Consider the following 13,365-nt stretch of genomic DNA (forward strand, 5'->3'; position numbering starts at 1 on the left):
ATTTTCAAAAATTTACTTGAATATATTTATTCCAAAGATTCTTTTTGTATTCAAAATATTGAGAATTAGTTTTAGAAGATTCAAAGAATGATTCTTTTTCCCATTGCTTACTAACATCATCAATAGACATTAGACCAGCACCAATAGCTGCTGCTAGTGCTGCTCCATATGAAGTTGTTTCAATCACCTTCGGTCTTGTCACATTGATTCCAGAAATATCGGCCTGAATTTGCATAAGAAGATTGTTTGCAACAGCACCACCATCGACTTTAAACTCTTCGAGATCACTACCCATATCGCTTTTCATGGCCTTAATTAAATCATTAATACTTAAAGCAATTCCTTCAAGGGCAGCTCGACAAATATCATTAGTGTCGGTAGCTCTTGTCATGCCGATTAATGCAGCCTTTGCGTGTGGTTTCCAGTACGGCGAACCTATACCCGTGAAGAATGGCAGTAGAATCAGATCTTTAATTTGATTTAAATCTTTAACAGCATTTGCTTTATCTTCTGTTTGGGCCGCATTGTCGATGATTTGAAGGTTGTCTCTAAGCCATTGAACACATGCTCCTGCAATATAACAAGAGCCTTCAAGCGCATAATAAGTTTTACCCTGGTACTTGTAGGCAACTGTAGTTAGAAGTCCGTGTTCCGAATATTTTTTTTCTTCCCCTGTGTTAACAAGCATAAAAGCACCTGTACCGTAAGTACATTTACCTGTTCCTTTTGTGAAGCAAGCTTGGCCAAAGAGCGCGGCCTGTTGATCACCAAGTATACCGTTAATAGGGAGTCCATCTGGTAGAAAGTCTAGGCCTTTTGTATGTCCAAAATCGCAAATTGACTCACAAACTTCTGGTAAACAATTCTTCTCAACTCCCAAAGTATCACACAGATTAGAGTCCCAATTACATGTATCAAGTGACATTAGTAGAGTTCTCGATGCATTAGATACGTCTGTCTTAAACGATTCACCATTAGTTAGGCGATAAAGTAGGAAAGTATCGATAGTACCAAAACGTAGGTCATGATTCTTGTAGGCCTCTTTTACATATTGGTTATTATTTAATAACCAGTGCATCTTCGTTCCTGAAAAATATGGATCAAGTGGAAGTCCAGTGACTTTTTTGAAGTTAGCTTCATGCGATTTCATGCTCTCGCAGAAGTCTGCTGTTCTTCGATCTTGCCAAACGATGGCCTTTGCCAAAGCATCACCTTTGCGATTAAAAGCACAAGTTGTTTCTCTTTGGTTAGTGATTCCAATCGATGCAATGTCTTTGGCATCAATATTATTTCTTTTAAGAACACTTTGTACGGTGCTCTTAACACTCTTCCAAATTTCGTCGAGATCGTGTTCAACCCAACCTGTGTCTGGGAAGTATTGTTTGAATTCTTGATTTTCTTTATCAACAAACTTAAAAGTTTTGGCGTCGATAATAGTAGCAGTAGTACCAGTGGTACCTTGATCTAAAGATAAAATATACATTTTTACTCCAGTATAAGAGTTAATTTATAGTAAAAAGCTATTCAGTTAATTTTACACCGGGATTATGGCCTGGGTAATTACGCGCAATGCTGTTGATTGCAATTTCCCATTGTTTAGCTAAAAAGAAGTTACTTCCCTTTAGAAGTGAGACGGATAGACCGATTAAGATAACAAGTAAAAAGATGAACTCGACAAAGGTTTGCCCAGCTTGATTAAGAATTTTTTTCTCTAGCTCTTTGTCTTGTGTTTTTTGCATAGTGCAATCTTACCTAATTAAGTGTATAATACCATTCTAACTGGGGTTAAGAGTTGAGTACAGAAAGAAAAAAATTTCCATATAAGATCCTGCTAGTTGCATGCATACTAGTTCTTGGATCACTATTTGTGACTGATGACAGTTTTACTACTGCAAAGGTTGCTGGTGTGGATGTTAAAAAGATTCAGCATTATGAATCAATGCTCGTTCGTCCCGATTTGAAATCAACAGAAGGTAAAACTTATAAAAAAGAAGAGCTTTCTAAGGGTGTTGTTATTTTAAATTTCTGGGCCAGTTGGTGTACACCATGCCTTGAAGAATTTCCAAGTTTGGTAAGTCTTCGTTCTGAAATCAAAGACCCAAAACTTAAGATTATTGCAATTAACTCTGACGAAGGTCAAAAGCAACTCAAAAAAATTAAAGACGTTGTAAAAAAATACAATGTGAATTTTGATGTCGTTAAAGATACTCAAGGTAAGTTAACAGATGCCTTTATGGTTTCTGCCATCCCTGTATCGATCGTTTACAAAGATGGCCGTGTCGTAGAAGTTGCAAAAGGCTCTAAAGATTTTAACTCTGAAGAATTTAAAGAAAAAATTCGTGAGTGGCTTAAATAGAGCTCTTATCAACTGCTAAATTTCTACCCCAATTATAAGTAATTTCAGAAATCGTATCTGTTTTAAAAATACTAAAACGAGGTTTGAACTTTTTGATGATTGCACCTTGGTCATACTTTCCAACTGCAGCAGCTGCATTCAAAGTAATTCCCGCCCACATTTGAGTCATGTTGATCTTATACATTGGAGCACAGATTGAAGCTAACAAAAGTAGGTTGTCACAGTGGCAAGATCCTGGATTATAATCTGAAGCAATTGCTAGCTTACAGCCACCGTCCACTAGTTGTTTGGCATCTGCTTTAGGCTTTCCTAAGAAGATTCCTGTTCCTGGAAGTACCGTTGCTACAGTCTTGGATTCTGCTAATTTCTTTATTCCATCTTCCGTTGTACATAGAAGGTGGTCAGTACTTAGAGCACCTAATTCGCAAGCAAGAATAGCGCCTTTATTATCATTAAATTCATCAGCATGTGTCTTTAATGGTATTCCATATTCTTGAGCAACTTGAGCTAACTTTTTAACATCTTCAGATTCAAAGTAGCCTTGTTCATGGAAGATATCTACGCAATCAATGATATTAAGTGGAGCGACTTCATGTAGAAGAGGGATAACAATTTCATCCATATACTTCTGTGTTGAATCATAATTTTTTGGAAGAGCGTGGGCCGGCATAAATGTATTAAAAATTTGAATATCTGGAGCAAATTCTTCTTTTAACTTTGCGATTAACTTTGTCATTCGCATTTCACCTTCAAATGAAAGTGAATAACCAGATTTAACTTCAATTGTGCCTACACCGTAACTAGCAATTCTCTTTATTCTATCACGACAGTTACTAAGTAGTTCTTCGTCACTTGTGTCATTAGTTCCATTCGAAGTTGCAACAATTCCGCCACCAGCTTTGGCTATTTCTTCATAATCAGCGCCATTTAGTCTCATTTGGTATTCGTTTGCACGATTACCCCCAAAGATAAGGTGTGTGTGAGAATCAACAAGTTCAGGAGTGATAACATAACCTTCGAGGTCTTTTACAACTTTTGCTTTTTTAAGATATTCTACAGGAATACTATCGCTGTCACCAACCCACACGATCTCATCTTCTTCGAATACGATTGCACCGTGGTGAAGAATAGAAATATCTTCAGGAAGAAGATTGCGGCCGTCTTTTTTTTGGGCCGCCTCAAGAGTTAAGACTTCGTTAATATTCTTGTAGATAATCATTACTGTAATTTTCCTGTATGCTTTTCAACTGCTCTCAGTAATTCACCATTAGCAATTAGAGCTTCGATATTATTGATGTCACGATAGAAAACTCTATCTTCTACAATTTTATCAACAGACTTTCTAATGTGTGAAATTAACTCTTCAATTGCAGGTGAAGATTTAAGAGGGCGATGGAATTCAATAGCTTGTGTGTTACATAGTAGCTCGATTGCTAAACATTTTGTCGCGTTCTCAATAACTTCATGAAGTTTACGCCCTGAAGTTACACCCATTGAAACATGATCTTCTTTATCTGTTGAAGTTGGAACTGAGTCCACACTTGCTGGATGACATAGGTATTTATTTTCTGATGTTAAAGCTGCTGCTGTAACGTGTGCGATCATTAAACCACTATTAAGTCCTGACTCTGGTGTTAAGAATGCTGGTAGGTCAGAAAAGGTTGGGTTCATCATTTTTTCAACACGTCTTTCACTGATATTACAAAGCTCTGCCATACCAATTGCTAAGTAATCCATTGCCATTGCAATTGCTTCACCGTGAAAGTTTCCTCCTGAGATAACTTCGTCTTCACCTAAGAAAATTAGTGGGTTATCTGTAACAGCGTTAAGTTCAATTCCTAAAACTTCTTTTGCATGAGCAAGCGTTTGTCTTGAGGCACCGTGAACTTGGGGAACACATCTTAATGAGTAAGGGTCTTGAACCTTTCCACAATCAACATGTGAATTTAAGATTTCACTTCCAGCAATGATATTGTTTACGTTAATAGCACTTGCAAGTTGACCTGGGTGTGGCTTAAGTCCGTGAATTTTGTGATCGTATGCTCTTAGTGTTCCACGAACTCCATCAAGAGTTGTCGCTGCACAAATATCGGCAATACGAACTAAATTTTCAGATTGTTTAATTGCAATTGCACCAAGTGCGGCCATAACGGCAGTTCCATTAATAAGTGCAAGGCCATCTTTTGGGCCTAGTACAACGGGCTCTTTACCAATATCTCTAATGGCAAAATCAGAACGAACTTCTTTTCCACCATAGATAACTTCGCCTTCACCAATAAGTGCTAAGGCAATGTGCGACAGGGGAGCTAGGTCACCTGAAGCACCAACTGAACCCTTCTCAGGAACAACTGGAATGATATCATTGTTGATAAACTCAATTAATAATTCAATTGCATCAATTGTTACACCAGAGAAACCTGATGCAAGACAATTTGCTCTTAAAAGCATGATTGCTTTGGTTACTTCTTTAGAAAAAGGTTTTCCAACTCCTGTACAGTGTGAACGAATCAAGTTAACTTGAAGTTGAGAGAGATCCTCTTTCTTAATATGCTTGTCAGATAAAGCACCGAAGCCAGTGTTAATACCATAAACGGGTTCACCCTTATCGACGATATTTTGTACGTACTCTTTTGATCTTAAAATATTTTCGCGAGCGATATTGCTTAGTTTAACTTTAACTGCACCTTTTTTTGCAAATGATGCTTCATAAATGTCATCAACACTTAGGCTGTGGCCATCGATAATAATTTCTTTCATCTTTGTCGTCCTATTTTGTCTAATCTTATCTTAATGTCTCTATTTGTGTTTTATATTGATCCTTGGCCTTGCCGAAAATATACGACCCAGCTACAAGGTTGTGAGCACCTTTATCAAGACATAGTTTAGCTGTGTCTTGATTGATCCCACCATCAACTTGTATTTGTAATTTTAGGTTATGCTCTTCTTTCATTTTTTTAAGGTATGCAATTTTATCTAAAGCATTTGGCATAAAACTTTGTCCACCAAAACCTGGCTCAACAGACATAACGAGAAGTAGATCAATCTCTTTTAAAAGATCAAGTGGAATGCTCTCGACATCTGTTGCTGGCTTAACAGAGAGTCCAATGCTTTTATAGTTGTTACGATACTTCTTAATCATTGCATGATGATCACAATCGATTTCAAAGTGATATGTAATATTCTCAATTTCAGAATCTTTTAGTGCTTCAAAGTGGAACTCTGGATTTGTCACCATTAGATGAACATCGAGTGGAATACTTGTTATTTTTTTTATTTGCTTAATTACGGGAATACCAAATGTTAGGTTTGGTACAAAGTGGCCATCCATAACATCAAGATGAAGCCAAAGGTCTTTTACATCCTCAATTACTGAAATATCAGATATTAGGTTAGTAAAATCAGCAGCTAAAATGCTTGGTGAGATAATTGTTTGCATCTAAATCCCCTTAGCAATATTGTTATGAAATTTTAAAACTATCGAATTTATTAGTAAGGCCATTAACCGCGTCTGTATCACGGCAAGCTTTTTTACCTTCAAGTTGGATTATATTTAATCTTATTGTCGAATCTGTACATCCAACCAAGATTTTATTGTCCGCTACTTTAACTTCACCAGGCTTAAGCCCAGCATTATCATATTTTGAAATTTCAATAACTTTAAGACGCTTCTCATTTAAGAAACAATAAGTTCCTGGCCACGGCTTTAGCGCCCTAACTTGGTTATGAATTGTGTTAAAGTCACTTTCTAAAAACTTTAGATGACCGTCTTCTTTCTTAAGTGTAGGTGCAAAGCTAACTTTTGATTCATCTTGCTCATACGAAGTTACTTCATCGTTAAGCATATCTGTGATGAAATCATTAAGTGTTAAAGATGCAGCAAACTTAAGTCTTGTATAAAGCTGTCCACCAGTTTCTTCGAATGCAATTTTGAGTTTAGATTCTTTAACAATATCACCAGCATCCATTTTCTTAACCATCTTTTGAATTGAAACACCAGTTTCCGTGTCACCATTTAAAAGAGCATATTGAATAGGAGCTGCTCCTCTATACTTTGGAAGTAGAGAAGTGTGAATATTAAAACATCCAAGCTTCGGTTTATTTAATACTTTTGAGCCAAGGAATTGAGCAAAAGCAAGAACTAGATAAAAATCTGCATCAACTTCATCTAATAACTTAAGAAGCTCTTCGTCTTTATTAATATTTTCTGTTTGATAGAATTTTATCTTATTGTCTTTACAATAAGTAATAACAGGAGGGGACTGAAGCTTTTGTCCTCTACCTGCTGGCCTATCTGGCATACTAATAACAAGTTTAAGATCAATTTGTGGGTGATTGGCCAGAAGTTCTAAACTTGGGCATGAAAAATCTGGTGTACCAAAGAATACTGCCTTAAGTTTTTTCACTATCTACCCTTAACCCTTTTCATATATCTCTTTGTTAAAAAGTTTCTTTTAAGAGTTGATAGTCTTTCAAGAAAAACAATCCCATCGAGATGATCATTTTCGTGTTGAATACAAACAGATAGAAGTCCATCAACTTCTAAAACTTGCTCGTTACCTTCAATGTCTTGATAAGTAACACGAATTTGTTCCGAGCGTTTTACTTCCTCATAAATTCCTGGAACTGAAAGACATCCTTCTTCATAAAGAATTTCACCTTGAAGTTTTTCAATCTTAGGATTGATAAAAATTCTTGGGTTAAAATTTGATAACTCTTGATCTTTGGTCCCATCAGCACGAGTAATTTCTTTGCTATGAAAATCAATATCCATAACAAAAATGCGATCTGAAACACCAATTTGTGGTGCTGCTAAACCAATTCCCGGAGCATGGTACATTGTAAAAAGCATATCCTTACAAAGCTTTTTAAGCTCGTCATCAAACTTTTCAACTGGTGCTGCCACCTTCTTAAGAACAGGTGCTGGGTAAGTAAAAATCTCTAGCTTTTCACCTTCTAGAGTGTAATCTTTTAAAAATTCTTCTGATTTATTCATGGGATTCTTATAGCATGTGTGCGACGCACAAGTCCAGTGTTCAACTGTAAATCATTTACGTTAAACGTCTGTTTTTAAAGAAGATAAGAACGATAACAATGGTGAACAGAAAGGGGACTGAAAATGTCGCTAAGAACGGACTAATTTTCAAGTTCTTACCTAACTCAATAAAATACGATTGCACTAGCCAGTATAGAATTGTGAAAATAAAAATAAAGGCTACACTGCGTCCAAATGAGCTATTTCTACGGTTTGGATTAAAGATGCTGGTTGCTGCGATAAGTGCGAAGATAATACAAATAAGTCCTTCAGAAATATGCATGTAGAACATAACAAGATACTCATTAACATTTATCCCATTATTATTTAGTTGGGTAATATAGTCGTAAAGACGTAGAAAAGTTAACGTCGAGATATCTGCTTCAATTTTAGTGAACTCTTCAATACTTTCATTGAGGGTAATTGGCAGCTCTATAATATCAATTTTTGGAAAAGATGGAGAATCAAGTTCATCATAACCTGTCCCATTCGTTGGCCACCACCTCTCGGTGCGAGAGTCATAGCTTAGCATTTTGAAAGTATCGATTTTTGTTAGGTCACGACCTGCATTGTAGTGATAAATCGTTACTTCATTTAAGGTATTAGTTTTTTTATCAAAGCTTGAAAAGGCAAAGTAGTACTTAGGTGATTTATACCAGATCTTACCAGATTTAATTGTGGAAGAAGAGAGTCCTTTCTTTTTGAAAACTCTAAATTTTTCATCTGGACTATCAAGGATACTAAATCTTCTCGAATTAATATACGGGCTGATATAGGCACTTAGGATGAATTGAAAGATTGCTACATAAATAGATGTTAACAGGATATCTCTAAGATAGCTTTGTCGAGAGTAGCCCCCGGCGAAGATGGCAACTAACTCATTTCGACTTTTGAGCTTATTAATTGAAAATAAGCTACCAATCAAACACGAGATAGGAATTACTTTTATTAAGAAGCTTGGTAGTTGGATGAAGTAACTTAAAAGAACTTCTTTTGCTGTTACATTTTCTCTTAAAAAGCCAGAGATAAGATTTCCTAAAGAAAGCAATAAGAGTAGAACCACTGCCGAAGCAGCGAAAAATTTAAGCCATTCTCTTGTGATTAGGTTTCTAACTACACTCATTTTAATATTTTATAGATTAAATAAATTAATGGTTTAATTAATAACTTATTAAAAATGAAATCTAAAGATTTATTCTCTTCAAATTTCTTAACAATATGAGGCGATACCTCATAATAACGATTAATGAATCCTTGTCCTAACTTATGTTTTGCGAGTGTTGGTTTGATGCTTCTTAGTGTATCAAGAAGGTCTTCATTATTTGGATAGGCATGTGTTGCTAAATAGCAATTTTTAGAGCGTACATTAATTTTATCGTAAGCTTGTTGAAAAGCTTTTTTATTATGGGACTGTCCTGATCTTAGAAACTTTTTTACGATTTGGGCATTAGCGTGTTGATATTTATAGCCTATTGAAAAGGCAATAAATTGTTGTAGGCAACGCATTGACTCGTTACGAAGCTTTGGACTCTTGTCATAAGATTTTGCAAGATTCCAATAGGCTTGGCTAATTAGTAAAAGTTCAGAGATATCTTTTTGTGGATCAAACATCTTTGGTGTTAGATGCTTTTCTGTTGTGCGATTATAAGCTGCCAATATTCCCAGGTAATGATTAAACTTTTCTACACTATGTGGAATATCATTTTGGGCCACAAAGTCCAGAGCTTGCTTCAGTGTTTTTAAACGATCAGTGTAAGCATTCTTAACACCTTCGTTAAGCTCTTCTTCACCATCTTTGGTTTTATTTTGGGGCTTCTTTGTTGCCATTATATCTACTCTTAGAAGCGATACGAAACAGAAAAAGATGTTTCTTTGATATCTTGTGCTACTTGCTTAAGTTCTATCGATTCTTCCAGACTGATATTTCTAATTGCGAAGTTGAGTGTTAGTTTTGGTTGAATCCAGCTAAGACCAAAACCAGAGCCTGATTCAAGAGCAATTTGATCATCATACATACCAGCTCTCAGATAAAAGTCGCTTAAGACTCTGAATTGGATAGCAGCTCGCCATAAAGAATTTTCTGATATTTCTTCATTGTAATTTGCGCCAGCATCTAACATGAGAGAAATATATTGTTGAATCTGATACTGCATTCCTAAGATTACTTTTGTGTTATTTGGTGAATTTTCAAATGGATCCATTGCAACAAGACCTAAAGAAAAGTTAGGAGTTATAGCGTGAAAGACACCGATATTTACTTGTTTATAATCTGTCTTTTCTTTAAGACCAAGATAGACATCTTCTCTTTTCATGTCCTGGTAAGTGAAACCCAATGAAGACTTACGACCAATTGTTGAAGCAAATGAAGTTGATAGTTGTTTGTAGCTTTCTTCACCACTTTTTGCTTTTACATATGATATTGAACCTTTTAGGGCCTTTGAACTATCAGAGGCTATAACGGCGTAATTAGTTGAGTCACCAATAGGTGAATCATTAAGATCAGTATTATCTGCTTTAGTTTGTTCTAAGTAGACAGAAGACATATTGAAGAATGCAATTGGTGCAGGGTTTAGAACTGTTGCTTCATCCATGAGGAGTGAAGCAACTCCAGCACCACCTGTCGACTTTAAGCGCGTTGTCTTATAGTCCATGATCTTTGCAGATGTATTGAATTGAAAAACTAATATAGTAGCAATTAATGAAAGTGTTTTAGTCATGTATTATCCTTAATGTATATAACAATTATAATCATAATTTCAAAATTCGTCACTTAATAGTGATTGACCAAAAAACTCAGTGTTTTAGTTGTTACGACGAGAATATTTTTTTGGTAATATAGGGAGATAATTTAGGAGATATATGAAAGTAATAACTTTGTTGGCAACTATATTAACTGTAAATGTATTCGCAGCGATTCCTTCACTTGAGGGCCTGATGAGAAATTCATCTAATAAAGAGCTTGATAAACAACTTGTGGTTGCACATGTTGTTGTGAAGCGTGTTGGCGCAGACGAAGAGTTTACTACAAGTGAAAACCTTGTCACAAATTATTTTAAGTATATGTTCATTACGGCAGAGAATGAAAAGGACTATAAGAAGTCACTTGTGATTCGCTATGATGATCCTTCATATAATGTGTCAGGTGTCTCAAATGTTAGGGCCTTTGATAATGTCGAAAAGCTCTTAGGCAAGGATATGACAAAGGATATTTTACAAAGCTCTATTCTAAGCTACGCATATAATAGCTCTCTCGGTTTCAATAAGGTCTTTAAGGCGATTGAACCAAGTTACAAATCAAACTCTGATCTTATTAACAAAGAAAAAGCTTCTTTAATCGAAGACTATAAGAATTTTCTTGTTAAGAAGAAAGAGTATGAAAAGAAGGCCAAAGAGTATGAAGAGTCTGTTGGTGAAGCTCCAGTCTCTCCGCTAGAGTCAGACAATGATCAGAAACAAGCTGAACTGAAAAGTATTATGAACTCTTCCCTATATAAGGGTAGTAATAACTTAAAATTAGAAAAGCGTAATCGTGAATTTGTTTGGTCGATAAAATTAGATAATATTAAGGGTGAATTTAAGAATGAAAATCATCAATTAATTTATCTAGACTTAAACACAGATAATGGGAATTACACAATTGTTCCAAAGAGTTTTGTTACTTATAACGGTCAATATACACTACCAAAATATATTGAAGTAACGACTTCTGATTATCGTTATGAAATTGAAATACCTACTTATTATCTTTTGAATTCAACAAATAAGTCGATAGCAGACCGTACTCGTGAATACATGAGATATCTTGATCGAAATCAACAAAGACAAGGTACTCAAGTTAATGTTGAAGGCCAAGAAATTGAAGAAAATATTAATTTATTGTTCTAGCTAAGTATCTGTTATTACTAATTAGTTGTTAATAGCCTTTAAGTATTTAAATAATTATCCGATATGACTTAAGCGATACTTTAAGTAGGGTAATATATGAAAAAGGCAAATCAATTAAAGTTTTTAATTTGTACATTAGCACTGGCGTCTACACAGGCAAAGGTTGTTTTCTCTGGTATGGGATCGAGTGGGACTCGAAGTACGAATCAATCAACGGCCGGAACAGTAACAGTTTCATCATCGAGTCAGTCAACGACGATTGAGTGTCGAAGAGATGATGCAGTTTCATATGGGTTCATGAAGACACTCCTATTAGGAGATACTCCAAGTTACACAATTGCCAATGGCAAAATCTTAGTAAATTTACCAACGAGAGTTTCCGCTTGTATTAAAGATATCAGTGCGGAAGCAATTTCAAATCCTATTGATAATAATGTTTACTTGAAGTTCAATGTGAAAATTGACTCTAGTCAATATCCTGCTGGTACACAATCAATTGAAAAAGAATATGAAAAGTGTATGGCCCATCTCTCTGGTGGCGATTCATCTTTTTATACAGTTGATAAGTTAAGAGAAAAAGGACACCTTGCTCCTCCTGTAACTTTAGATACTGATCTTCCAGATATCGATGCAAACAGAAACTCTGAGTTAGTAATTGCATCTACAAATAAAGACTTTGACTACAAAAATGATATGCCATTTGGTTTAGCAAATGTTGCTCAACACACTTCGTTCAGTGATCCTTCATTTAATTGTATGGATTATGCAAAGCCAGCACAAAAGAAAGTAATGGCAAATAAAACTAATGAGTATGAACTTCGTGAAGAGGCCATTGCTGCATGTAATGGAAAGAATCTTACGGATATCTCTGAAAGTCTTAAAAAGCTAAGAAGTGACTCAGGTGGAAATTATGATGATCTAACAAGAATTCTTTCAGGAATTCAACATCAACTAATTGATGAAGAAGTAAATCAAATGGTTGCAAGAATGGAGCAGATTGAAAGTGATATTTCTCCATCGGTTGAGGATGTGAAAGAAGGTGATAAGTTTGGTGTTAGTAAAGATGCTAGAAAAAAGCTTCTGCAAGAATACGCAAGTCACATGAATAAATTTTCAAAAGAATTACTTCCTGCAATGAAAGATGAATTGAAACATTTAATGGAAGAGTATGCAGACCTAGGTGATAGTGAAGCAGATGAGAGACGTAAAGATCAGATCAATGAATCAATCGAAAGAATCAATGACGTGATTGCTAAATTTAACCGTCAAAATGAAAATGGTGCTGAATATAAGAAAGTTGTTGAAGCACTTCGTGAAGGCAATATGCAAACTTCTGGTAGAAAAATTCTATCTGGTATTATCCTTGCTCAAGAATTCTCTCATGTGAAACTTGAAGGGACTAATAAGAGAAATGTAGAAGAAGCTGAAAACAATAGTGAAAGAAGTATTGCTCGTCTGAAGCAGGGAACACTTGCTGACTGGGGTGATGAAGCTCTTATTAGAGCAGGTGATAATTCTCCAATTAAGAGACGTCAGCAAATTCTAAAAGGTATTCAGCAAAGAGCTTCTAAAGATCGTAAAAACTATATGACGAAGCTTAATGCTTACGATGATTATATTCAGCAATATGCTCAAGATCTTGCAAGTAGTTACTGTACATCTGGTGGAAGTTACGAAGATTGTATGACTGTTAGAAGTACTTATCTTCCTTATATTTATAACCAGTATAGCTCTTGGAAGCAAAATTCTTATCAAGATTATAACCAGACATATAATGCAAAGTATGGTGCTGCTTATAATGAACAAAAGAGTATCTTAAGTCGCTTTAATGGTCTTTATAGTAATTACAAGTTAAATGCTATGCAGAGCCAATTAGCTGGAGCGACGTCAAGTAGTCCATTCGATCTTTGGACTGGTGCTGATACTTCTTATTCTTCTGGTATTCCTGGATTAAATTTTGATCTTTCAGGTGCTGGTAATACTAACTTTAATAATAACTTCAACTTAATGCAGCCACAGCAGAGAACACCTAGCAGTTCAACATGGACTAATCCATATCGATAAAAAAAAAGGCTTCCATTTGGAAGCCTTT

Annotated in this window: 13 protein-coding genes; 3 read left to right on the forward strand and 10 right to left on the reverse strand. The window is 35.4% G+C overall.

All coding sequences use genetic code 11. The features are described 5' to 3' along the window. Positions 1-4: 4 nt before the first annotated feature. Together glpK and ABMA76_RS12210 are read right to left on the reverse strand one after the other, a co-directional pair. On the reverse strand, positions 5-1,483 hold the full coding sequence (gene glpK, locus ABMA76_RS12205; protein WP_392909557.1) for a glycerol kinase GlpK: 1,479 nt from the start codon (positions 1,481-1,483) through the stop codon (positions 5-7). 37 nt (positions 1,484-1,520) lie between these two features. Further along, positions 1,521-1,739 carry a hypothetical protein gene (locus ABMA76_RS12210; protein ID WP_021267463.1) on the reverse strand — a complete coding sequence of 73 codons (219 nt, stop codon included), beginning with the start codon at positions 1,737-1,739 and terminating at the stop codon, positions 1,521-1,523. Positions 1,740-1,792: 53 nt separating this feature from the next. Here ABMA76_RS12210 and ABMA76_RS12215 point away from each other — a divergent pair, with 53 nt between their 5' ends. Beyond that, positions 1,793-2,356, forward strand: coding sequence for a TlpA family protein disulfide reductase (locus tag ABMA76_RS12215; RefSeq protein WP_392909559.1), 564 nt, complete (start codon positions 1,793-1,795; stop codon positions 2,354-2,356). Here the strand turns inward: ABMA76_RS12215 and hutI are convergent. From hutI to ABMA76_RS12255, 8 genes are read right to left on the reverse strand one after another with little or no spacing between them, the layout of a single operon-like run. Then, a complete protein-coding gene (hutI, locus tag ABMA76_RS12220) occupies positions 2,349-3,575 on the reverse strand; it encodes an imidazolonepropionase (RefSeq protein ID WP_393061773.1) in 1,227 nt (408 codons plus the stop codon). The two genes, ABMA76_RS12215 and hutI, sit on opposite strands and share 8 nt — an antisense overlap. Then, positions 3,575-5,113, reverse strand: coding sequence for a histidine ammonia-lyase (gene hutH / locus ABMA76_RS12225; RefSeq protein WP_392909562.1), 1,539 nt, complete (start codon positions 5,111-5,113; stop codon positions 3,575-3,577). Before hutH ends, hutI begins: the two co-directional genes overlap by 1 nt. Before the next feature lie 25 nt (positions 5,114-5,138). Next, the gene (gene rpe / locus ABMA76_RS12230; protein ID WP_392909563.1) at positions 5,139-5,792 is read right to left on the reverse strand and encodes a ribulose-phosphate 3-epimerase; all 654 of its coding nucleotides are present in this window, start codon (positions 5,790-5,792) and stop codon (positions 5,139-5,141) included. A gap of 22 nt (positions 5,793-5,814) precedes the next feature. Further along, positions 5,815-6,759 (reverse strand): methionyl-tRNA formyltransferase, encoded by a 945-nt coding sequence (gene fmt / locus ABMA76_RS12235; RefSeq protein ID WP_392909565.1) that lies wholly within the window; start codon positions 6,757-6,759, stop codon positions 5,815-5,817. After that, entirely contained in the window at positions 6,759-7,349 is a 591-nt protein-coding gene (gene def / locus ABMA76_RS12240; protein ID WP_392861439.1) for a peptide deformylase, read from the reverse strand. The genes fmt and def overlap by 1 nt, the downstream gene beginning before the upstream one ends. Positions 7,350-7,404: 55 nt before the next feature. Further along, positions 7,405-8,511, reverse strand: coding sequence for an LptF/LptG family permease (locus ABMA76_RS12245; RefSeq protein WP_392909567.1), 1,107 nt, complete (start codon positions 8,509-8,511; stop codon positions 7,405-7,407). Continuing rightward, positions 8,508-9,215: a hypothetical protein gene (locus ABMA76_RS12250; protein ID WP_392909568.1), complete on the reverse strand. Its 708-nt coding sequence runs from the start codon at positions 9,213-9,215 to the stop codon at positions 8,508-8,510. The genes ABMA76_RS12245 and ABMA76_RS12250 overlap by 4 nt, the downstream gene beginning before the upstream one ends. Before the next feature lie 11 nt (positions 9,216-9,226). Continuing rightward, positions 9,227-10,105, reverse strand: coding sequence for a hypothetical protein (locus ABMA76_RS12255; protein ID WP_392909570.1), 879 nt, complete (start codon positions 10,103-10,105; stop codon positions 9,227-9,229). Positions 10,106-10,247: 142 nt separating this feature from the next. Here ABMA76_RS12255 and ABMA76_RS12260 point away from each other — a divergent pair, with 142 nt between their 5' ends. Next, a complete protein-coding gene (locus ABMA76_RS12260) occupies positions 10,248-11,273 on the forward strand; it encodes a hypothetical protein (protein WP_392909571.1) in 1,026 nt (341 codons plus the stop codon). A gap of 96 nt (positions 11,274-11,369) precedes the next feature. After that, positions 11,370-13,337 (forward strand): hypothetical protein, encoded by a 1,968-nt coding sequence (locus ABMA76_RS12265; protein ID WP_392909572.1) that lies wholly within the window; start codon positions 11,370-11,372, stop codon positions 13,335-13,337. The last annotated feature ends 28 nt before the right edge of the window (positions 13,338-13,365 follow it).

The sequence above is a fragment of the Halobacteriovorax sp. ZH5_bin.2 genome, from assembly GCF_043196375.1.
In the GTDB taxonomy this organism is placed as follows: domain Bacteria; phylum Bdellovibrionota; class Bacteriovoracia; order Bacteriovoracales; family Bacteriovoracaceae; genus Halobacteriovorax_A.

Bases quoted from the DNA above. Each gene is read 5' to 3' on its own strand.
- glpK (WP_392909557.1), bottom strand. From the start codon at position 1,483: ATGTATATTTTATCTTTAGATCAAGGTACCACTGGTACTACTGCTACT.
- ABMA76_RS12210 (WP_021267463.1), bottom strand. From the start codon at position 1,739: ATGCAAAAAACACAAGACAAAGAGCTAGAGAAAAAAATTCTTAATCAA.
- hutI (WP_393061773.1), bottom strand. From the start codon at position 3,575: ATGATTATCTACAAGAATATTAACGAAGTCTTAACTCTTGAGGCGGCC.
- hutH (WP_392909562.1), bottom strand. From the start codon at position 5,113: ATGAAAGAAATTATTATCGATGGCCACAGCCTAAGTGTTGATGACATT.
- rpe (WP_392909563.1), bottom strand. From the start codon at position 5,792: ATGCAAACAATTATCTCACCAAGCATTTTAGCTGCTGATTTTACTAAC.
- def (WP_392861439.1), bottom strand. From the start codon at position 7,349: ATGAATAAATCAGAAGAATTTTTAAAAGATTACACTCTAGAAGGTGAA.
- ABMA76_RS12245 (WP_392909567.1), bottom strand. From the start codon at position 8,511: ATGAGTGTAGTTAGAAACCTAATCACAAGAGAATGGCTTAAATTTTTC.
- ABMA76_RS12250 (WP_392909568.1), bottom strand. From the start codon at position 9,215: ATGGCAACAAAGAAGCCCCAAAATAAAACCAAAGATGGTGAAGAAGAG.
- ABMA76_RS12255 (WP_392909570.1), bottom strand. From the start codon at position 10,105: ATGACTAAAACACTTTCATTAATTGCTACTATATTAGTTTTTCAATTC.
- ABMA76_RS12260 (WP_392909571.1), top strand. From the start codon at position 10,248: ATGAAAGTAATAACTTTGTTGGCAACTATATTAACTGTAAATGTATTC.
- ABMA76_RS12265 (WP_392909572.1), top strand. From the start codon at position 11,370: ATGAAAAAGGCAAATCAATTAAAGTTTTTAATTTGTACATTAGCACTG.